The sequence below is a fragment of the Thiomonas bhubaneswarensis genome, from assembly GCF_001418255.1.
GTDB classification, from domain to species: Bacteria; Pseudomonadota; Gammaproteobacteria; order Burkholderiales; family Burkholderiaceae_C; genus Thiomonas; species Thiomonas bhubaneswarensis.
Map to the genome: position 1 here is coordinate 109,731 of NZ_LIPV01000010.1, position 19,543 is coordinate 129,273.

The window sequence follows — 19,543 nt, forward strand, 5'->3', positions numbered from 1 at the left end:
TCAGGCGCCCGGACGCAGGATGACGCAGGCCAGCGGCGGCAGGGTGAGCCGCAGCGAGAACGGTCGGCCATGCGCGGGCTCGGGCGTGGCTTCACTCAGGTTCAGCGGCAGGGCAGAGCCGTCGTACACCACGTCGTCGGTATTGATCAGCAATTCCCAGCGCCCGCCTTGCGGCACACCGACGCGGTAATCCGGCCGTGGTGTGGGGGTGAAGTTGCACAGCACGACCAGGCTGCTGCTGTCGGCCGCCTTGCGCTCGAAGGCCAGCACCGATTGCGACGCGTCTTCATGGGTGATCCAGGCGAAACCGCTGGGGTGATGGTCGCGCTGGTGCAGGGCCGCATGGGCGCGGTAGGTGAGGTTGAGATCGCGCACCAGCCGCTGCACGCCGCGGTTGGGAGCGTGCAGCAGTGCGTCCCAGTCGAGGCTGTAGTCGGACTGCCACTCCGGCCCTTGCGCGAATTCGTCGCCCATGAACAGCAGCTTCTTGCCGGGGTGGCTGAACATATAGCCTAGATAAACGCGCAGATTGGCGAACTGCTGCCAGCGGTCACCGGGCATCTTGGACAGCAGCGAGCCCTTGCCGTGGACGACTTCGTCGTGCGAGAGCGGCAGCACGAAGTTTTCGTCATACGCGTACATCATGCTGAAGGTCAGCTCGTTGTGGTGGAACTGCCGGTGCACCGGGTCGCGGCGCATATAGCTCAGGGTGTCGTGCATCCAGCCCATGTTCCACTTGTAGTGAAAGCCCAGGCCGCCGCTTTGCAGATCGGCCGAAGGCGGGCGGCTCACCGCTGGGAAGGCCGTGGACTCCTCAGCGATGGTGATGGCGCCCGGTCGCTGCACGCCGACGGTGTGGTTCATGCGGCGCAGGAAGTCGATGGCCTCCAGGTTTTCGCGGCCGCCGAACTTGTTGGGCACCCACTGCCCGGCGGGGCGGCTGTAGTCGCGATAGAGCATCGAGGCCACCGCGTCCACGCGCAGGCCGTCGACGTTGAAGCGCTCCAGCCAGTACAGGGCGTTGGCCACCAGATAGTTGCGCACCTCGGTGCGGCCGAAGTTGTAGATCAGGGTGTTCCAGTCGTGGTGGAAGCCTTCCTTCGGATCGGCATATTCGTAGAGGTGGGTGCCGTCGAAGTTGGCCAGGCCATGCGGATCGGAGGGGAAGTGCGCGGGCACCCAGTCGAGGATGACGCCCAGGCCCGCGGCATGCGCGGCATCGACGAAAGACTGGAAATCCTCTGGCGTACCGTGGCGCGCGGTGGGGGCGTAGAGGCTGATGGGCTGATAACCCCACGAGCCGTCGAACGGGTGCTCGCTGACGGGCAGCAGCTCCAGATGCGTGAAACCCATGTCGCGGGCGTAGGGCACCAGGGTGTCGGCCAGTTCGCGGTAGCTCAGCCAGCGCCAGCCGTCGGCCTTGCGCCACGAGCCCAGATGCACTTCGTAAATGCTGATCGGCGCGTCAAACCCGTTGGCCTGCGCCATGGCCGGGCGCACGGGGTGCAGCGGCGGCAGGCCTTGCACGATGCTGGCGGTATTGGGCCGCAGCTCGGCGCGGAACGCCATCGGGTCGGCCTTTTGCAGAACCTCGCCGTGCTGGGTGAGGATTTCGAATTTGTACAGCGCGCCCTTGCCCACGCCGGGCAGGAACAGCTCCCACACGCCGCACTCGCGGCGCAGGCGCATGGGGTGGCGGCGGCCATCCCAGGCGTTGAAGTCGCCGATGACCGAGACGCGCCGCGCATTGGGCGCCCACACGGCAAACCGCGTGCCCTGCACGCCGAGCATCTCGCCCGGGTGCGCGCCCAGGCACTCAAAGGGACGCAGGTGGGTGCCTTCGGCCAGCAGCCAGGCATCGGTCTCGCCGAGCACCGGCGGGAAACGGTAGGGGTCTTCGAGATCGACCACCCAGTCGGGGTCGCCCGCGCGCAGCGGCGGCCATGTCACGCGCAGCAGGTAGTCGAACGGCTTGCGGCGACGCCCCATGCGGGCGCTGAACACGGCGGTCTCGCCCATGCGCTCCAGCGTGGCGACGGTCTTGCCGCTCGACCGTTCGACCACGTTCACGCCGAGCGCGCCGTGCAGCACGGCGCTGACCCACAGCCCCGCGCCACGGACATGCATGCCCAGCACGCCGAAGGGGTCGTCGTGGCGGCCGTGGTCCAGTGCGGAGATGTCGTGTTCGGTCAGCATGGAGGTCATCCGGTTCAGGAGGGAAGACGGTTGTAGAGCAGGCCGAAGTGTTTCAGGCCGTCCGCATGATGGGGTTGTACCTGAGCCCAGGTGAAGCGCCAGCCCCAGTTGCCCTCGGCCGTGCCCGGGGTGTTCATGCGATGCGTGCCGTCCAGGCGCAGCACGTCCTGCATGGTGAAGAGGGCAATGTCGGCGACGCTGGCACTGGCCGCGCGGATCAGCGTCCAGGCGATGTCGCCGCCGTCGCAGGCCAGATAGTCGCGCAGGTGGTGGCGCACGGTTTCTGGGGCGTTGTGCCACCAGCCGACGGTGGTGTCGTTGTCGTGCGTGCCGGGATAGACCACGGTGTCGTGGGTGTGGTTGTGCGGCAGGTAGGCGTTTTTGCCGCCATTGTCTTCGCCCCAGGCGAACTGCAGGATGCGCATGCCCGGAAAACCGAAGCGCTGGCGCAGCGCAGTCACCTCGGGGGTGATGACGCCGAGATCCTCGGCGATGATGGGCAGCGGCCCCAGGGCCTGGAACACCGCGTCGAACAGCGCCGCGCCCGGCGCTGGTACCCACCTGCCGCCGATGGCCGTGGGCTCTTCGGCCGGAATTTCCCAGCAACTCTCGAAGCCGCGGAAGTGGTCGATGCGCACCATGTCCACCAGGGCGAAGGTGGCACGCAGCCGCGCGATCCACCAGGCGAAACCCTCGGCCTGATGCGCCGCCCAGCGGTAATGCGGATTGCCCCAGCGCTGGCCGGTGGCGGAAAAGTAATCGGGCGGCACCCCGGCCACGACGGTGGGCTGGCCCGTGTCGTCGAGCTGGAACAGATCGGGCCGCGCCCACACGTCGGCGCTGTTGAGGGAGATGAAAATGGGCATGTCGCCCACCAGTTTGACACCCTTGCCGTTCGCGTAGGCCCGCAGCGCCGCCCATTGCCGAAAGAAGCACCACTGCGCGAACACCCAGAAGTCGATGTGCTGGGCATGCTCGGCACGGGCCGTCTGCAGCGCCGCAGCCTCGCGCTGCGCGAGAGGCGGTTCCCAGGTGTTCCACGACTGCTCGCCGAACTGCTCCGAAAGTGCCATGAACAGGGCGTAGTCGTCGAGCCAGGCGGCGTGCTCAAGGCGAAAGGCGGCCAACTCGGCCCGCTCCTGCGGTGTGGCGCTTGCCGCAAAGCGCGCGGCGGCGCGGCGCAGCCGTTCCATGCGGAAGGGAATGACGCGGTCGAAGGCCACGCGATCGTCGCTCAGACCCTCAGTGGGGGTGAGATCGGCAGCATCGAGCCAGCCGCGCTGGTGCAGTTCGGCCAGGTCGATCAGCAACACATTGCCGGCGAAGGCCGAACGGCTCATGTAGGGCGAGTGGCCCAAACCGATGTCACCCAGCGGCAGAAACTGCCACAGCGACTGCCCGGCGCTGTGCAGCCAGTCGACGAAGTGGTAGGCGGCAGGCCCAAGGTCGCCGCTGCCGTGGGGGCCGGGCAGGCTGGTGAGGTGCAGCAATACGCCGCTGGCGCGGGGAAAACGTGAGACGTTCGGGTTCGCACTCATGAGGGGTGGACGGCGGTTCAGGGTGTCCAGTAGGCGTCGAAAGGGGTCTGTTGCTGCTGAATGAGATAGCTGATGGGCAGCGCGGGGCTGGGCGGCGGCTGGCAGGCGCGGTCATAGACCTCGCGCTTGGCCGCTCCGGCGATCGACAGCAGCAGACGATCGCTGGCCAGCAGGGCCGCAAGACTCAGGCTGATGCGCTTGTGCGGCGCATGCGGCGGCGTCAACGCCAGATAGGGCTGGGCAAAGTTGGGATCGAGACCTTCGGCCAACTCGGCCGCTTCGGGAAACAGCGAGGCCGTGTGACCGTCGTCACCCATGCCCAGCAGCGCGGCGGAGAGCGGCTGCCCCAGTGCGCGGAACCGGGTATTGGCGCGGGCCACGCAGCCCGCCAGGTCGTGCGGCACGTCTACCAGCGGCAGAAACCGCGCCTTCGCCGCATCGCCCGTCAGCAGATGGGTGCGCACCAGGGCGGCGTTGCTGTCGGCATGATCGGCCGACACCAGACGCTCGTCCACCAGGGTGATGGTGACGCGAGCCCATTCGACAGGCGCCCGCGCCAGGGCATGAAACAGCGGGATAGGCGAGCGTCCGCCGGAGACGGCCAACACCGCCCGCCCGTAGCGATCGATTTCCTGCGTGAGCGTGGCCGTGAGTGCGCTCACCAGACGCGCGATCTGGTCTTGCGGGCTGGCGCAGACGTGCAGCATGGTTCACAGCTCCTCATGCCATGAAGCGCCGTCGCGCGAGAGCAGGGCGCTGGAGGCGGCCGGGCCCCAGGTGCCCGCGGTATAGCTCTTGGGCGCCTCGCCGTTGCGCGCCCAGCACTCCAGAATCGGCTCCACCCAGCGCCAGGCGGCGGTGAGTTCGTCGCGGCGCATGAACAGCCCGAGCTCGCCGCGGATCACATCGAGCAGCAGCCGCTCGTAGGCGTCGGCCCGGCGCTTTTGCGCCGTGGCCTCGACGTCCAGATCGAGCCGCGTGGGATGCAGCCGCATGCCGTCGCCGGGCTCCTTGGCCAGAAAGTGCAGGCTGATGCTCTCCTCGGGCTGCAGCCGGATCACCAGCCGGTTGGCCCCCTGCAGCGCCGTCACGCCGCCGAACAGATGCAGCGGCACGGCCCGAAAGCTGATGACGATCTCCGCCAGTCGCTCGGCCATGCGCTTGCCCGTGCGCAGGAAGAACGGCACCCCCGCCCAGCGCCAGTTCACCACCTCGGCCTTGAGCGCCACGAAGGTCTCGGTGCGGCTGGCTGCGGCGATGTCGGCCTCCTGCAGATAGCCCACCACCGGCTTGCCGTCGACGGCACCCGCGCGGTATTGGCCGCGCACGGTCTTGCTGGCCACGTCGGCTTCGCCAAAGGGCTTGAGCGCCTGCAGCACCTTGAGCTTCTCGTCGCGGATGGCGTCGGCCTGCAGGCTGGCCGGGGGCTCCATGGCCACCATGCACAGCAGTTGCAGCAAGTGGTTCTGCACCATGTCGCGCAGCGCGCCGGTCTTGTCGTAAAACTCGCCGCGGCCGCCCACGCCCAGGTCTTCGGCGATGGTGATCTGCACGTTGTCCACCCACTCGCGGCGCCACAGCGGCTCGAACAGCACGTTGCCAAAGCGCATGGCCATGAGGTTCTGCACCGATTCCTTGCCCAGGTAATGGTCGATGCGGTAGAGCTGGTGCTCGGCGAAGGACTGGGCCACGGCGGCGTTGATGGCGTCGGAGGAGGCCAGGTCATGGCCCAGGGGCTTTTCCAGCACGACGCGCACGCCGGGGTGGTTGAGTCCGACGCGGGCGAGCTGGGCGCAGATCTGGGCGAACAGGGCAGGGGCGGTGGCGAGGTAGCAGACAGTGACGCGCTCGCCGTCCGTGCCCAGCCGCGCGGCCAGGGCGTCGAAGTCATCGGGGTGGGTGGCGTCGAGCTTGGCGAAGTCGATGCGCTCGAGAAAGCTGTCCCAGCTGGCGGCGTCGAAGTCGGCCTGCACATGCACCCGGGCCTCGTGCTCCATCTGGGCAAGGTAGGCGCTGCGGTCGGCATCGCGTCGGCCCAGGGCCAGAATCCGCCCCTGCGGGTGCAACTGTCCGGCCCGATGCGCGCTATACAGCGCAGGCAGAAGCTTGCGCATTACCAGATCGCCAGTGCCGCCGAATAACACCATGTCGAAAACAGGGGATGCGCTCATCTTGTGTTTCGCTTGTTGCTGTGTGCCTGTGGGGGAAACTCGGCTCAGTGTAAGGACAGGGACGCACTTGCGTGTGACGCCGCCGGTCCCGTTCCCGTGAAATTGATCTTCATCACGAAACCGATTCAGGCGCTGCGGCGGCAGAACGGGTGTCACCCGGGCCGATAAAACAGTGCGAACCGCATGCAATTTCCTTGCCACCCGCATTGGGTGATGCAATCGGGCGCGGTTACGGGTTGGGGACTGCTGGACTCTCGGCGCCCGGGTTCCGGCGCCGGAACATGCCCCAGCCTTTCATGCTCAACACGCAGTCGCCATGCTGGTTGAACAGTTCCCAGTGCGACTGGACCAGCCCGACGTCAGGTTTGCTGCGCATGGGTCGTGTGTCCAGAATCGTCATGCGCAGCTTGAGCTCGTCCCCGGGATAAACCGGCTTCAGCCAGCGCAACTCGTCCAGGCCGGGCGAACCCAGGCTGGTTGATCGCAGCAGGTAGGCGTCGCACATCAGGCGCATGGCCATGCTGCAGGTATGCCAGCCACTGGCGGCCAGGCCGCCGAACAGCGAGTTCCTGGCCGCTTCGTCGTCCACATGAAAGGGCTGGGGATCGAACTGGCGGGCGAAATCGAGCACGGCTTCGCGGCTGACTCGGGTGCTGCCGCAGTCGCGCACGGAGCCTTTGGGGAAGTCTTCCCAGTGCAGCAGGTCGGATGCGGGTGGGTAGTGTCGGGCGTTCATGCGGCGATGCTAGAGCCTGCGCACATCGTCTGCGCACGGTCACGCTGCGGTCGGATGCAAACCTTTACATCTTTCTCGGTGCGCTGGCCTGATTTGCTGAATCCGCTGCACTGGGTCTGGCGTAGTGCCGGTATCGCATACGGAAACCGACAGGGGTCGGCTTTCTGATGCGGTCATTCCACATGGGTGGAATGGAACGTATGACTCTAAAGGAGCGAGACCATGAGTGCACAGCGTTGGAGGCGGACCCTGGCGGCGACGGCCGTGGCGGGATTGGGGGTATGGGGTATGGGTGCGGCGCAGGCGCAAGGCAGCCGCCTGCTGGCGACCAGCGGGGTCACCGAGGTGGGCGGCTCCACCGGAGGTGGCATCACGCCCTGGGCGGTGATTGCCGGCTACGACACGGGCGACGAAGTCGGCGGTTCGGTCACCGGCACCTACGTCACCGTGCCCAACTATGGCTTGACCACCCTGGGCGCGGCTGTGGGCATTCACAACCGCTTCGAGATCTCGGTGGCCCACGAGAACCTCAATGTCAACCTGGGTGGCCTGTCCAGCCTGGGCGTTCTGGGTAATCAAGCAGGTGGCCTGGGCCTCATCTCCAGTCCCAATCCCAACATCAACCTTGGCAACCAGACCATCAGCATGGACGTCTTGGGATTCAAGGCCCGCTTGTTTGGCGACATTCTCTACACCCCTTACCCGCAGGTGTCCGTGGGCATCAAGTACAAGAAAAACAACGACTTCAACAGCAACTTCTCGGGTCTGGGCCCCATCGGCATTCCGAAGTTCTTCGGTGCGGCCAGCGACTCGGGCACCGACTTCTATGTCGCTGCCACCAAGGTGTTCCTCAATGGCATCTTTCACCGCGTCACCCTGGTCAACCTGACCCTGCGCGGCACCAAGGCCAACGCCATGGGTCTGCTGGGCTTCGGCACGAACAGCGCCAACGGCATTGCCGGGGCACTGGGCACCAAGAGCGACAACAGCTACCACGCTGAACTCGAAGGTTCTGCCGCCGTGTTTCTGCGCCCGGATGTTGCCGTGGGTGGCGAGTTCCGTCAGCAGCCCGACAACATGAAATACCCGATCAACGCCAGCGCCACGGCCGTAGGCTCGCCCGGCACGATGAAGGATGTCTTCATCGCCTACTTCCCGAACAAGAGCCTGTCGCTGACCGCGGCCTATGCCGACCTGGGACCCTTGCCGTTCCAGGCCAGCAACAAGGGCTTCTACCTCTCGCTTAACGGCACGTTCTGATTCCGCCCCCTTTCAGGAGATCCTCCCATGAAACTGCAATCCCTCCCCCTGGCGCGCCATCTCGGTGGCGTTGTCCTGACCTGCGCGCTGGCCTTGCCGACGTTGGCTCATGCGCAGATGGCCTCGGGCCAGACCCTGTATGAGCAACTCGGCGGCAAACCGGCCATTACCAAGGTCGTGCACGACATGATCGTCAACGTGGCCGCGGACAACCGCATCAATCACTTTTTCGCCAAGACCAATATCCCGCACCTTCAGATGGAACTGGTCAACCAAGTGTGCGAGGGCACGGGCGGTCCGTGCAAGTACACCGGTCTGAGCATGCAGCAGGCGCACAAAGGCATGAAGCTGAGCACGGCCGATTTCAACGCTCTGGTCGAAGATCTGCAAAAGTCCATGCACAGCAATCACGTGCCCCTGGGCCTGCAGAACCAGTTGCTGGCGATTCTGGCACCGATGGAGCCCGACGTGGTGCACCAGTAAGGCCTGCGGCCGCATTGCGATGCGGAGGTCTGCCGGCCTTCGCACCGCCTCACCTCACAGGAGATCTCTCATGAACCACCCACCCTCGTTTCGCTCGCTTTCCAACCCGCAGCGCCGCCGTCTGCTGCGCCAAGGCGGCCTGCTGCTTGCAGTGGTCGGTGCAGCAACGCTCGCACCGGCGCGGGCCGACGACGGCATGCTGAGCAAGACAGCAGTGCACTATCAGGACAGCCCGCACGGTGGCCAGCATTGCAGCGATTGCGCCTACTTCATCCCCGGTGCCACGGCCACGGCCAGCGGGTCTTGCCGACTGGTCGCGGGAACCATCTTCCCCGAGGGATGGTGCGAGCGGTTCTCGTCGTGAGCAGGCTACTCTGAAACAACAAAGCCGCCCAAGGGCGGCTTTGTGAGTGCGTACAGATCGGAGCAGTCGTCTGGTGTCAGACGCGGCTGCGGTATTCGCCCGTGCGGGTGTCGATTTCGATTTTGTCGCCAGTGGCCACGAAAATGGGCACGGGCACTTCGAAGCCGGTGGCCAGCTTGGCGGGCTTGAGCACCTTGCCCGAGGTGTCGCCCTTAATGGCAGGCTCGGTGTAGATGATCTCGCGCACCACGGTGGTGGGCATTTCGATGGAGATAGCCTTGCCGTCGTAGAACACCACCTCGACGGCCATGCCGTCTTCGAGGTAGTTCAGGCTGTCGCCCATATTGTCTTTTTCGACCTCGTACTGGTTGTAGTCGGCGTCCATGAAGACATACATGGGGTCGGCGAAGTAGGAGTAGGTGCACTCCTTGCGCTCCAGCACGACCGGGTCGAGCTTGTCGTCGGCCTTGTAGACCACTTCGGTGCCGCCGCTGGTGAGCAGGTTCTTGAGCTTCATTTTCACCGTGGCGGCATTGCGGCCGCCGCGGCTGTATTCGGTTTTCTGCACCACCATCGGGTTGTCGCCAACCATGATGACATTACCGGCGCGAATTTCTTGTGCGATCTTCATTGAACAGTCTGTGGGGTTCCAAATAAACGCATATTCTACCGGGCCGCCACCAGACTCGGCCGATTGCTGCCCAGCTGCTGGACTTCGTTGATGAGCTGGCTGGCCAGATCGGGCTGGGTTTGCAGGCTGCGCGACCACTTCAGGGCGTGGCGCTGCAGTGCGGGCAGGCTGCCGACAAATTCGAGCCAGGCGGGTGCGAGGTCGAGGCCGCGGTTCCAGGCGGTCCAGAAATGCACCACGGTGTCGCGTAGGTCATGGTCGGCCTCGGCCAGGTAGCGATCGAGGAAGGCGTCGAGCTTGCGGTCGTGGGCGCTGTCTTCCTGCGGGTAGATGTGCCAGACGAAGGGCTTCGCGGCCCATTGCGCGCGGACGAACGAGTCTTCCCCGCGCACGATGCAGATGTCGGCGGCCCAGAGCAGCTCGTCGAATCGCTGTTGCGGGATGTAGGGCAGGGCGTAGATGGTGAGGCTGCCGCGGCTGGTGATCTGCCCGGTCTGCAGCTCCATGTCCAGCCAGGCGTTGATGGCCGTTTTCACCGGGCCGGGGCAGACCCACAGCGCCACGGGACGTTCGGAGGCGGCCATGGAGTGCAGCCACCCATCGAGCCGCTGGCGGGCGTAGCTGAACAGCAGCACGGTGAGGGCGTGATCGGGCGGAGGCGGCAGGCCCAGCGCACGCATGGCGATGCGACGGGCGGAGGGCTGCATCTGCCAGTTGTCGCGTTGGGCGATCAGGTTCGCCTCACGCAGCAGGCCGCCGCTCTTGTCGGTGAAGCCGGGGTAGTAAAAATACTTTGTCACACCCCCGCTTTGCGGCGAGGGCTTGAGGTGGTGCAGATCGACCCATGTCTCCGCGCTGAGGTGTTCGAGGTTCAGCCAGACCGGCTGCGGTGAAGTCTGGCCGATTTTGGCGATGTAGGTCTCGCTGAGGTGGCAGCCGAACATTTCGATGACGACATCGCCCGGCGTCGCCTGAGCCTGGCGCGCCCAAGGCACAATCTGCACCCCGGCGAGAGTCTGTTCGGCTGCGCGCAGTTGGACTTGGGGCGCGATATGGGCAAACGCCTTGAAGTCGTCGAGAAATAATCGCACCTGTTGCCCATGCTCGACGACGAGTTGCCGGGCAAGCCGCCAGGTCACGCCGATATCGCCGAGGTTGTCGACGACGTGGCAAAACAAATCCCACCGATGTTGGACTTTCATGACTATGCAGGGTGACAACGCACCAGTTTCGAGATCTCTGTCTTTTTACGATTCGCATTGTCGCCTGTGCCCACGACTCGCGGCGTTTTTACATCAGGTCAAGCGGGAACATCCCGATTTTGCCTGCCAGCCGGTGGCGCCGTTCGGCCCGATCGACGCGCCGCTGCTGATCGCCGGTCTGGCGCCGGGTCTGAAAGGTGCCAATGCCTCCGGGCGGCCGTTCACCGGCGACGGCGCCGGGCCTTTGCTTTTCGGCACGCTGACCGAACTCGGCATGGCTTCGCGCCCGCAGCCGGTGCGCATCGCCGATCATCCCTCGACGATTCGTGCCGACGATGGCCTGCAGCTTCACGGCTGCCGCATCAGCAACGCGGTGAAGTGTCTGCCGCCCGACAACAAGCCGCTACCCGTGGAAATCCGCACTTGCAATCGCTTCATGGCGGCCGAGATCGAGGCCATGCGCAATCTGCGCGTGATCGTGGCGCTGGGCAAGGTGGCTCATGACGCCGTGCTCATGGCGCTGGGGCAAAAGGCGTCGGCGGCGCGCTTTGCCCATGCCGCCGAGCACCGCATCGCGGGCTACACCTTGATCGACAGCTACCACTGCAGTCGCTACAACCAGAACACCGGCCGCCTGACGGCGCCGATGTTCCGCGCGGTGTTCGAGCGCGCGGCGCAAATTCTTGAGCTGACCAACCGATGACATCCGACCCATCCGCACCGCAGCACAGCGCGGCGCTGCTCGCGCAGGTGGCGGCGTTGCCGCATCTGCCCGGGGTCTATCGCTATTTTTCGGCGGACGGCGCCTTGCTCTACGTGGGCAAGGCGCGCGATCTGCGCAAACGGGTTTCGAGCTATTTCCAGAAAGACCACGGCGGCACGCGCATCGGGCTGATGGTGTCGCGCATCGCCCGGCTCGACACCACGGTCACGCGCACCGAAGCCGAGGCGCTGCTGCTCGAAAACAACCTCATCAAGACGCAGCACCCGCGCTACAACATTCTTTTTCGGGACGACAAGTCCTACCCCTATCTGCAGATCACCACCGCGCACGCTTTTCCGCGCGTGGCCTACTACCGCGGCGCGACCGATCGCAAGCAGCAGTATTTCGGGCCTTATCCGAATGCCTGGGCCGTCAAGGAAAGCATCGCCGTGCTGCAGAAGGTGTTTCAGCTGCGCACCTGCGAGGACACGGTGTTCTCCAACCGCAGCAGGCCCTGTCTGCTGCATCAGATCCACCGCTGCACCGCGCCGTGCGTGGGCAAGATCAGCCCCGAAGACTATGCACGCGACGTGCAGCATGCGGTGCGATTTCTGCGTGGCGACCATGGCGTTGTCATGGGCGACCTGCAACAACGCATGCAATCGCTCTCGGATGCCTGGCGCTTCGAGGAGGCGGCCGTGCTGCGCGACCAGATCGCCGCGCTCTCGGGCGTACTGCAACAGCAGAGCATGGAAGTGGGCAGCACGGACGACGTGGACATTCTGGCCGTGGCCCTCAAGGGCGGACGGGCCTGCGTCAACCTGGCCATGGTGCGGGGAGGTCGGCATCTAGGCGATCGCGCCTATTTCCCCAGCCAGGTGCAGGCGGCGCTGGAACTCGAAGACCTGGCGGCTTCTGACGAAGCGGCTTCGCCCGATGCGGGTGGCCGAGCAGCGCAAAGCGTGTTGCAGGCCTTCGTCGCGCAGCATTACCTGCAGATGGCTCCGCCGCCGGTGCTGGTGTGCGATCAGCCGCTCGACGCCGAACTGCTCGACGCGCTGAGCGAGCATGCCGGGCACCGCATGCTGCACATCACCCAGCCGCGCGGCCAGCGCCGCGACTGGCTGGACATGGCGCAGAAAGGCGCGCAGATCGCCCTGACGCGCCTGCTGGCCGAAGAAGGCTCTCAACGGGAACGCAGCCTTGCGCTCGCGCAGGTGCTGGGGCTAGGTGCCGAGCAGGCCGAGGGCTTGCGCATCGAGTGTTTCGACATCAGCCACACGGCGGGCGAAGCCACGCAGGCCTCGTGCGTGGTGTATGCGGAGCATGCCATGCAGCCTGCGCTGTACCGGCGTTATCGCATCCAGGACATCACGCCGGGCGACGATTACGCGGCCATGCGCCAGGTGCTGACCCGGCGCTACAAGCGGGTTGCCGAAGCCTTGGCGGCCGATGCCGAGCCAGACCCAGAGGCGCAGGGGCGAAACGACGCGCGGCTGCCTGACCTGGTGCTCGTCGACGGCGGGCGAGGGCAGGTGTCCATGGCGCGCGAAGTATTCACCGAACTGGGGCTGGATCTGGGCGTGATCGTCGGCGTGGAAAAAGGCGATGGGCGCAAGGTCGGCCTGGAAGAACTGGTGTTCGCCGACGGTCGGCCCAAGCTCACCCTGCCTGCCGACAGCGCCGCGCTCATGCTCGTGGCGCAGATTCGCGACGAGGCGCATCGTTTTGCCATCACCGGCATGCGGGCGGCGCGAGCCAAGGTACGCACCGGAGGCTCACGGCTGGAAGACATCCCCGGCATCGGCCCGAAACGCCGCGCCAAGCTGCTGGCGCGGTTCGGCGGCATTCGCGGGGTGGAGGCGGCGAGCGAGGACGATCTGATGACCGTGGACGGCATCTCCCGCGAACTCGCTCACGCCATCTACAAGGCCATGCACTGAAGCAGCCTTGTCTGCCACGTCGGCCTTACTTCGCCGCGCCGTGGCCCTTGTGCAGCGAGGCCTTGTAGAGCGCAACCACTTCCTTGAACTGCTCGGCGTTGAGCAAGGCGCGCATCCGGTCCACGCAGCCCGCGCGCATGGCCACCAGCGCGGCTTCCTGCTTGCCGATGTCTTCGATCATGGCCTGGCGCTCGGGCGTGTCGCCCATGCCGTTCAGCAGGGCATCGCGCAGTTGCAGACGAGTCTGGGCCAGCTTGTCTTCGGCCGCCTTGCGCTTGACCGGGGCGGTCTTGAGCCACTGGGCAAACTCCTCTTGTTGCTTGGCATCGAGCTTGAGCGCCTTTTCGTGCTGTTTGATGATGGGCACCAGGGCGACGACGGGTTCGCCCAGGTTGTAGGCAGGCGCTTCGGCAAAGGCGGACGACATCGGCGCCGCCAGACCGATCGCCAGCGAAGCGAACAGCGTGGCGCGTTTGAAGCCGGACAAGGGAAAAGCAAGCATGACGATCTCCAGGTGATGGGCCCATGCACCATGCATCGGCACATCCATCAATGTAAGCATATGTATCAAAACGACTATTGATCGTCAGCAAGGGGATGCGTCATGCGGCGAAATGTCGCAGGCTTGGGGTTCATTCGCGGGATGACTTCTCAGGCGCGCACGACTGATCGAGACGATGCGCAAGCCGATGGGTGATTTGATATAGATCAAGTGCGCGGGCTGAGGCCTTGCGGCAAAGCCGTGATTCGCGCCTAGGCTTCACCGAATCGTTGTGCCCAGAGCGTTCTGGGGGTCGAAAGCCGAGCAGGCGCACCTTTGCTTTTTCGATGCGGGGTGAGTGATTCAGGGTTTTCCCAGCGACGTTTTGTCATCTTGTTCCCGATCTATATCAGCGAATACTGATGTACGGATATTGATTCGACGGACAGCGGCGCCAAGACCGCGATCCACCGTCAACACATTGCTTGAAGGAGTTTGTATGTCTGATCTGATCGGCATGTATCCCACGTGGTACGTGCCCCAAATCGGCACAGCCTGGGTGATGGGCATCATCGGCACGATCCACGTGCTGGCGTCCAATACCTCGGTGGGTGCTGCCGTGCTGTTCGCCATGCTGGAAAGCCGGGCGGTTCGTGAGAACAAGCCGGAAATCATGCAGTACATCAAGAAGTACGGCATGTTCCTGCTGGTGTTCTCCTACATCTGGGGCTCGGTCACCGGCCCCGGCATCTGGTATTCGGTCACCGTGGCCAGCCCGCGCGGCATCTCAGCGCTGATCCACAACTTCGTCTGGGCCTGGGCGACTGAATGGATTTTCTTCACGGTCGAGGTCATCGGGGTTTACGCGCTGGTCTATACCATCGGCAAGATCGACCCGAAGACGCACCTGAAGATCACCTGGACCTTCGTCGTCAGCTCGATTGCCACGTTGGTGCTGATCGTGGGCATCCTGTCGTTCATGATGTGGCCGGGCAACGACCGCTGGTACCTCACCGGCAGTGTGTTCGATGCGTTCTTCAACCTGAATTTCGCCGCCCAACTCGCCGAGCGCGGGTTCCTGATGCTGACGTCCGCTGCAGTCGTGGGCAGCATCATCGTCGCGGCCATTCCGAAGGGCGACCCGCTGCGGCGCGATGTCGGCAAGACGGTGGCGCAGCTCGGTCTGTTCGGTCTGGTGGGCGGGGCACTGGCGTTCATGTGGTACGTGGCCACGCTGCCGCCCAACGCGCTGCTCATGCTCAAGGACAGGCTGCCGCACTGGTTCGGCTATGTAGATTTCCGCGTCACCACCTTCATGCCGCTGGCGATCACGTCGCTGTTGATCGGGCTGTATCTGCTGTGGGTCTATCTCAAGCCGCATGCAGTGCGCGTGCCGCTGGCCGCTGGCATGGTGGTGATCCTGCTGATCGCCGGCATCTGGCCGGAAGAGCGCACCCGCGAAAGTCTGCGCAAGCCCTGGGTGGCGGGCCAGTACATGTATTCCAACCAGATCATTGGCCGCGACGTGCCTGGGCTGGGCATTCAGGACGAGGTGCCGATCATCGCCAAGGAGGGGCTGCTCAAGACCGCGGCCTTCGTGCCGGCCGATCTGCGGGTGATCACCCCGCAGAACCAGATGCAGGCGGGCCGACTGCTTGCCGTTATGTCGTGCTCCAACTGCCATTCGCTCAACAAGGACGGCCCGCTGCGCCCGCTGCCGCAACTGCTGCACGGCACCACCGACGTGGCGATGATTCAGGGCTTTCTTGCCGGCCCTCTGGCGCATGGCACCGTGCCCTACATGCCCAAGATCGATCTGCCGGATGACGAGCAAAAAGCGCTGGCGACCTTTCTCGCTGCGGTCAACGCTGGCACGGTGGACGCCGAAGGCCATCTGATCGCCCGCGCTGCGCCTGCTGCAGCGCCGCTGCACACCGCCGTGGCCCAGGCCGCAGCGCAACCCGTCAAAGCAAAGGACTAAAGCCATGGACAACGCTTCCGTTTCCGCCATGCTGCACGCCTTGCAGGACCCGGCCGGTCTGCCCGCGCCTGCATGGATTTTCCAGTATCTCAACGTCCTGACCTGGTCGTTCCACATCGCCTTCGTCAATCTGTCGCTGGGCGCGGGCCTGTTGGCGATCATCGCCTTCATGCGCCGCCAACAGTCGGCCTGGGCGCGGTTGTCGGTGGCCATGACCGGCGTGGCCAAGGTGGCCGTCTCGATGGCCATCGTGTTGGGCGTGGCGCCGCTGCTGTTCACCCAGACCATCTACGACCCGTCGTGGTACACCAGCAATGTGCTGTCGGCGTTCTGGGTGATCTTTTTCATCTTCAGCCTGGGCATCGGCTACACCATGTGGTTCGTGTTCTATTTCAAGAACCACGACGTGTCGCACGCAGCGCAAGCCCCCGACACCACGGTGTGGTGGGCCACGGGTGCGCTGTCGCTGTTGATCTTCGACGGCTTCATCATGCACATGCTGTCGTACCAGGGACTGTTTCCGCAGAAGTGGATGCAGTGGTATGCGCCGCATGGCGTGCCGGTGATGAACGGCATGGGCATACACGCTTTTGAGCTGCCGCGCTTTGCCTTTTTCATCGTCATGTCGCTGACCATGACCGGCGTGTTCCTGCTGGGCTACGCGCGCTACTTCCGCGCCCGCGCCGACTTCCCCGCAGACTATCTCGATCTGGCGCACCGCATCGGCGTGAAGACGGTGTACTGGGGCGTGGCGCTGCAGCTCGTCACCGGCCTGCTGTGGGCATTCGGCCTGCCGTCGTACATGCAGGTGTTCACCCAGCCGCTGTTCTGGCTCACGCTGGTGCTGATCGTGGGTGTGGCGCTGTATGCGCGTCAGGTGCCGGTGGGCGGATCGGCGCTGCAGGCGTATTCGGCCATGGCGTTCTACGCGCTGATGGCGTTGATCGTTTCTGTCGACCGCGAGGCCCTGCGCGTGGCCTATCTGGCCCCGTTCCACTACGACCTGGCTTCCAAGCCGCACTACGAGTGGGGCGCAGTGGTGTGGTTCTTCGCCACCTTCGTCTTCGTGGGGGGCTCGCTGGTGGCCTTCTACTCGGCCATGCTGTGGAAGGCTGGCAAGGTCAAGGGGCTGTACACGGCTGACCGCACCGTGGCCCGCCTGGGCGACGCTGCGGTGTGGATCAACTTCACCTGGCTGGCGGTGTTCTTCGCCATTGGCGTTTGGGCCTACGTGCGCAACATCGCCTGATGCAGCGGGCGGGCGCAGGTCCGCCCGTTCAACTTCCTGATTCCAGATTGCTCATCATGACTCTTCTGAAAACCACTCTGCTGGCAGCCGCCAGCGTCATCCTGACCACCTCCATGGCGCAAGCCGCGCCCACTGCCGCGCTCAACGCCAAGTTCGGTGTGTGTTTCTCATGCCACGGCGTGGATGGTCATGCCATTCTTCCCACCTATCCCAACCTCGCCGGGCAGAACAAAGACTATCTGGTGCAGACGCTCAAGGAATTTCGCGACGGCACGCGGCCCAACCCCATCATGGGGCCGATGGCCAAGCCGCTGAGCAACTCCGACATCGATCAGATCGCGATGTATTTCGCCGATCTCAAACCGGGGAAGAAGTAAGCCGCGGCGTTTGCTGCAGGCCGCCGCCGAGGGCTTGATAGAGCGCGGCGGTGTCGATCAGCCGCGCGCCCTGTGCGGCAATCAATCCAAGCCGCGCCTGCTCCAGTTTTTGCTGCGCAATGAGCAGTTGCAAGGCATCCGCGCTGCCCAAGGCATATTGCCGCTCGGCCAGGTCGCTGAACCGCTGCGCGGCGGCATCGGCCCCGGTTTGCGCCTGCAGCGCCTGCGCGTCATACTCCAGCGCGCGCAACGCGTCGGCGACCTGGCGCAAACCCTGGAGCACGGTTTCGCGGTAGTTGGCGGCGGCCGCGTCGAACCCGGCTTGCGCGGCGCGTTCTTCGGCCTTCAAGCCGGGTTTGAACACGGGTTGCGCGAGTTGTGCAGCCAGGCCCCAGATCAGCGACCCGCTGCTGAACAGGCTTGCCGCGGTGAGCGCCTGGCTGCCGACCGAGGGGCTGAGCGTGAGCTGCGGATACTGTTTGGCCACGGTCACGCCGATCTGCGCGCTGGCGGCATGCAACAGCGCTTCGGCGGCGAGAATGTCCGGGCGCTGCCGCGCCAGCTCGGAGGGCAGGCTCAGCGGCAGTTCGTTCGGCAGGGTGAAGTCGGAGAGGGTGAATCGGGTGTCGTCAGCCAACCCCGGTGCCTGACCGCTGAGTACGGCGAGCAGGTGTGCGGTCTGTTCCAGGCGGCTGCGCAGTGGCGGAATGCTGGCGCGCGTCTGCTCGATCTGGGTCTGCAAGGCAGCGACATCGCTGTCGGTCGCCACGCCCAGCCGCACGCGTTCGTGCATGATCTGCAACTGCCCGCGCTGGTTGACGAGAAGACGCTCCAGCGCCTGCACCTGCTCCGCGAGCACCGCCTGATTCACCGCCGTGGCGACGAGGCTGCCGATCAGGGTCAGGCGCGCGCCTTCGAGTTGATAGCGCCGCCAGTCGGTCTGCGCCGCCAGCGCTTCGAGGGCCCGGCGGTTGCCACCGGACAGGTCGAGAGCGTAGCTCACGCCCAATCCGGCGTTGTAGAGGTCGTAGCGCCTTTCTGCCCCGGGCAGTCCCATTGCCGCGCTGTTGTTTTGCAGGGTCTGCGCGCCCAGCGTGGCGCCGACCTGCGGGTAGAGCGTGGCGCCGCTTTGCGCGGCATAAGTCTCCTTGGCCTGACGCAGCGTGGCTTGCGCCGCGGCAATGGTGGGGCTGTGCTGCAGGGCGCGGCGCACGAGCGCATCGAGCTTGGCCGAGCCGAACGCCTTCCACCAGTCGTCGGCCACGGACTGACCCGCGATGAAACGCTGCGCCCCGCCGAGCGCGCCCGGTGCCGACGCGGTCTGCACGGGCAGCGGCGTTGCGGTGTACCCCGCCACGGCTGGCGGAGCTGGCGATTTGAAATCAGGGCCGACGGCGCAACCTGCCAGGCCGAGGACGGACAGGCCGAGGGCCGCGCTGCGCTTGCGTAGGGTGTGAGGCAGAATTTTCATGCTGCGATTCCGTGAATTGGGGGCGGGTGTGTTGGTTTCCCCGTCAGTCGAAGCCGCGGCCTTCACCCGCCTCCTCGTGGGTCACGCCGTCGCGGATGTGGTAGATGCGCTTGAAGGTGGGGATGATCTTCTCGTCGTGGGTGACGACGATGATGGCGGTTTGATACTTCTTCGCCATGTCGTTGAGGATGCGGATCACCGCCATGGCGCGCTGCGAGTCGAGCGGCGCGGTGGGTTCGTCGGCCAGAATCACCGGTGGGCGGTTGACCAAGCCACGGGCGATGGCTACGCGCTGCTGCTCGCCCCCGGACAGCTGCGAGGGCATGGCCTTGGCGCGATGCTGCACATCCAGCGCGGTGAGCAGTTCCAGCGCCCGCGCGCGTGCCTCGGCATTGGGCATGCCGGCCAGCATGGGCAGCAGGGCGACGTTGTCGGTGACGTCGAGGAAAGGAATGAGGTAGGGCGCCTGGAAGACGAAGCCGATCTTGTCGCGGCGCAGGGCGCGCAGATCGCGCACCTTCCAGGCGTCGTCGTAGATCACCTCGTCGCCCAGAATCATGCGCCCGGCCGTGGGGTCGATCACCGCGCCCAGGCACTTGAGCAGGGTGCTCTTGCCCGAGCCCGACGGCCCGACCAGTCCGACCACCTCGCCGGGATCGACCTGCATGGACACGGCCTTGAGCGCGTCCACTGCGGTGTCGCCGCTGCCGTAGCGCTTTTTCAAGCCTTCGATGCGGATGCCTTTGTTCGTGCTCAT

Annotated in this window: 18 protein-coding genes; 8 read left to right on the forward strand and 10 right to left on the reverse strand. The window is 65.2% G+C overall.

Annotated elements, in window-relative coordinates; genetic code table 11:
* The 5 genes from glgB to ASC45_RS13260 all read right to left on the reverse strand — a co-directional run bounded on the left by glgB (window position 1) and on the right by ASC45_RS13260 (window position 6,641).
* Window positions 1-2,196: a 1,4-alpha-glucan branching protein GlgB gene (gene glgB / locus ASC45_RS13240; RefSeq protein WP_055451554.1), complete on the reverse strand. Its 2,196-nt coding sequence runs from the start codon at window positions 2,194-2,196 to the stop codon at window positions 1-3.
* Window positions 2,197-2,210: 14 nt separating this feature from the next.
* On the reverse strand, window positions 2,211-3,734 hold the full coding sequence (malQ, locus tag ASC45_RS13245; protein ID WP_055451504.1) for a 4-alpha-glucanotransferase: 1,524 nt from the start codon (window positions 3,732-3,734) through the stop codon (window positions 2,211-2,213).
* A gap of 17 nt (window positions 3,735-3,751) precedes the next feature.
* Window positions 3,752-4,441, reverse strand: coding sequence for a 6-phosphogluconolactonase (pgl, locus tag ASC45_RS13250; protein WP_055451505.1), 690 nt, complete (start codon window positions 4,439-4,441; stop codon window positions 3,752-3,754).
* A 3-nt stretch (window positions 4,442-4,444) separates the two neighbouring features.
* Entirely contained in the window at window positions 4,445-5,905 is a 1,461-nt protein-coding gene (gene zwf, locus ASC45_RS13255) for a glucose-6-phosphate dehydrogenase (protein ID WP_055451506.1), read from the reverse strand.
* Window positions 5,906-6,134: 229 nt separating this feature from the next.
* Window positions 6,135-6,641 carry a MaoC family dehydratase gene (locus ASC45_RS13260; RefSeq protein ID WP_055451507.1) on the reverse strand — a complete coding sequence of 169 codons (507 nt, stop codon included), beginning with the start codon at window positions 6,639-6,641 and terminating at the stop codon, window positions 6,135-6,137.
* A gap of 222 nt (window positions 6,642-6,863) precedes the next feature.
* Here ASC45_RS13260 and ASC45_RS13265 point away from each other — a divergent pair, with 222 nt between their 5' ends.
* The 3 genes from ASC45_RS13265 (at window position 6,864) to ASC45_RS13275 (ending at window position 8,748) form a co-directional block, all read left to right on the forward strand.
* Window positions 6,864-7,901, forward strand: a complete 1,038-nt coding sequence (locus ASC45_RS13265) for a DUF3034 family protein (RefSeq protein WP_055451508.1) — start codon at window positions 6,864-6,866, stop codon at window positions 7,899-7,901.
* Between the two features lie 27 nt (window positions 7,902-7,928).
* Entirely contained in the window at window positions 7,929-8,384 is a 456-nt protein-coding gene (locus tag ASC45_RS13270; RefSeq protein ID WP_055451509.1) for a group I truncated hemoglobin, read from the forward strand.
* 70 nt (window positions 8,385-8,454) lie between these two features.
* The gene (locus ASC45_RS13275; RefSeq protein WP_055451510.1) at window positions 8,455-8,748 is read left to right on the forward strand and encodes a high-potential iron-sulfur protein; all 294 of its coding nucleotides are present in this window, start codon (window positions 8,455-8,457) and stop codon (window positions 8,746-8,748) included.
* Window positions 8,749-8,824: 76 nt separating this feature from the next.
* Here ASC45_RS13275 and efp read toward each other — a convergent pair whose 3' ends face one another.
* Both efp and earP read right to left on the reverse strand, forming a co-directional pair.
* Complete coding sequence (efp, locus tag ASC45_RS13280) at window positions 8,825-9,379, reverse strand: elongation factor P (protein ID WP_055451511.1); 555 nt, start codon at window positions 9,377-9,379, stop codon at window positions 8,825-8,827.
* Window positions 9,380-9,414: 35 nt separating this feature from the next.
* Window positions 9,415-10,581: an elongation factor P maturation arginine rhamnosyltransferase EarP gene (gene earP, locus ASC45_RS13285; protein ID WP_055451512.1), complete on the reverse strand. Its 1,167-nt coding sequence runs from the start codon at window positions 10,579-10,581 to the stop codon at window positions 9,415-9,417.
* Between the two features lie 133 nt (window positions 10,582-10,714).
* Between earP and ASC45_RS13290 the strand changes: the two genes are divergently transcribed.
* A complete protein-coding gene (locus ASC45_RS13290; RefSeq protein ID WP_245610066.1) occupies window positions 10,715-11,284 on the forward strand; it encodes a uracil-DNA glycosylase family protein in 570 nt (189 codons plus the stop codon).
* Complete coding sequence (uvrC, locus tag ASC45_RS13295) at window positions 11,281-13,227, forward strand: excinuclease ABC subunit UvrC (RefSeq protein ID WP_055451514.1); 1,947 nt, start codon at window positions 11,281-11,283, stop codon at window positions 13,225-13,227. Before ASC45_RS13290 ends, uvrC begins: the two co-directional genes overlap by 4 nt.
* Before the next feature lie 25 nt (window positions 13,228-13,252).
* Here the strand turns inward: uvrC and ASC45_RS13300 are convergent, their stop codons facing one another.
* A complete protein-coding gene (locus tag ASC45_RS13300; RefSeq protein ID WP_055451555.1) occupies window positions 13,253-13,729 on the reverse strand; it encodes a hypothetical protein in 477 nt (158 codons plus the stop codon).
* A 478-nt stretch (window positions 13,730-14,207) separates the two neighbouring features.
* Between ASC45_RS13300 and ASC45_RS13305 the strand changes: the two genes are divergently transcribed.
* From ASC45_RS13305 to ASC45_RS13315, 3 genes are read left to right on the forward strand one after another with little or no spacing between them, the layout of a single operon-like run.
* Window positions 14,208-15,689, forward strand: a complete 1,482-nt coding sequence (locus tag ASC45_RS13305; protein WP_055451515.1) for a cytochrome ubiquinol oxidase subunit I — start codon at window positions 14,208-14,210, stop codon at window positions 15,687-15,689.
* A gap of 4 nt (window positions 15,690-15,693) precedes the next feature.
* A complete protein-coding gene (locus ASC45_RS13310) occupies window positions 15,694-16,938 on the forward strand; it encodes a hypothetical protein (RefSeq protein WP_055451516.1) in 1,245 nt (414 codons plus the stop codon).
* 56 nt (window positions 16,939-16,994) lie between these two features.
* A complete protein-coding gene (locus tag ASC45_RS13315; RefSeq protein WP_055451556.1) occupies window positions 16,995-17,315 on the forward strand; it encodes a c-type cytochrome in 321 nt (106 codons plus the stop codon).
* On the opposite strand, the gene ASC45_RS13320 is transcribed toward ASC45_RS13315, so the two are convergent.
* Window positions 17,296-18,786: an efflux transporter outer membrane subunit gene (locus ASC45_RS13320; RefSeq protein ID WP_055451517.1), complete on the reverse strand. Its 1,491-nt coding sequence runs from the start codon at window positions 18,784-18,786 to the stop codon at window positions 17,296-17,298. The genes ASC45_RS13315 and ASC45_RS13320 overlap by 20 nt on opposite strands.
* A 43-nt stretch (window positions 18,787-18,829) precedes the next feature.
* Window positions 18,830-19,543 (reverse strand): ABC transporter ATP-binding protein, encoded by a 714-nt coding sequence (locus tag ASC45_RS13325; RefSeq protein ID WP_055451518.1) that lies wholly within the window; start codon window positions 19,541-19,543, stop codon window positions 18,830-18,832.

What these genes read in the sequence shown, in the direction of transcription:
- ASC45_RS13300 (WP_055451555.1), bottom strand. Translation starts at nt 13,729, where the DNA reads ATGCTTGCTTTTCCCTTGTCCGGCTTCAAACGCGCCACGCTGTTCGCT.
- ASC45_RS13315 (WP_055451556.1), top strand. Translation starts at nt 16,995, where the DNA reads ATGACTCTTCTGAAAACCACTCTGCTGGCAGCCGCCAGCGTCATCCTG.
- ASC45_RS13325 (WP_055451518.1), bottom strand. Translation starts at nt 19,543, where the DNA reads ATGAGCACGAACAAAGGCATCCGCATCGAAGGCTTGAAAAAGCGCTAC.
- uvrC (WP_055451514.1), top strand. Translation starts at nt 11,281, where the DNA reads ATGACATCCGACCCATCCGCACCGCAGCACAGCGCGGCGCTGCTCGCG.
- ASC45_RS13310 (WP_055451516.1), top strand. Translation starts at nt 15,694, where the DNA reads ATGGACAACGCTTCCGTTTCCGCCATGCTGCACGCCTTGCAGGACCCG.
- glgB (WP_055451554.1), bottom strand. Translation starts at nt 2,196, where the DNA reads ATGCTGACCGAACACGACATCTCCGCACTGGACCACGGCCGCCACGAC.
- earP (WP_055451512.1), bottom strand. Translation starts at nt 10,581, where the DNA reads ATGAAAGTCCAACATCGGTGGGATTTGTTTTGCCACGTCGTCGACAAC.
- malQ (WP_055451504.1), bottom strand. Translation starts at nt 3,734, where the DNA reads ATGAGTGCGAACCCGAACGTCTCACGTTTTCCCCGCGCCAGCGGCGTA.
- ASC45_RS13260 (WP_055451507.1), bottom strand. Translation starts at nt 6,641, where the DNA reads ATGAACGCCCGACACTACCCACCCGCATCCGACCTGCTGCACTGGGAA.
- pgl (WP_055451505.1), bottom strand. Translation starts at nt 4,441, where the DNA reads ATGCTGCACGTCTGCGCCAGCCCGCAAGACCAGATCGCGCGTCTGGTG.
- efp (WP_055451511.1), bottom strand. Translation starts at nt 9,379, where the DNA reads ATGAAGATCGCACAAGAAATTCGCGCCGGTAATGTCATCATGGTTGGC.
- zwf (WP_055451506.1), bottom strand. Translation starts at nt 5,905, where the DNA reads ATGAGCGCATCCCCTGTTTTCGACATGGTGTTATTCGGCGGCACTGGC.
- ASC45_RS13265 (WP_055451508.1), top strand. Translation starts at nt 6,864, where the DNA reads ATGAGTGCACAGCGTTGGAGGCGGACCCTGGCGGCGACGGCCGTGGCG.
- ASC45_RS13305 (WP_055451515.1), top strand. Translation starts at nt 14,208, where the DNA reads ATGTCTGATCTGATCGGCATGTATCCCACGTGGTACGTGCCCCAAATC.
- ASC45_RS13320 (WP_055451517.1), bottom strand. Translation starts at nt 18,786, where the DNA reads ATGAAAATTCTGCCTCACACCCTACGCAAGCGCAGCGCGGCCCTCGGC.
- ASC45_RS13270 (WP_055451509.1), top strand. Translation starts at nt 7,929, where the DNA reads ATGAAACTGCAATCCCTCCCCCTGGCGCGCCATCTCGGTGGCGTTGTC.
- ASC45_RS13275 (WP_055451510.1), top strand. Translation starts at nt 8,455, where the DNA reads ATGAACCACCCACCCTCGTTTCGCTCGCTTTCCAACCCGCAGCGCCGC.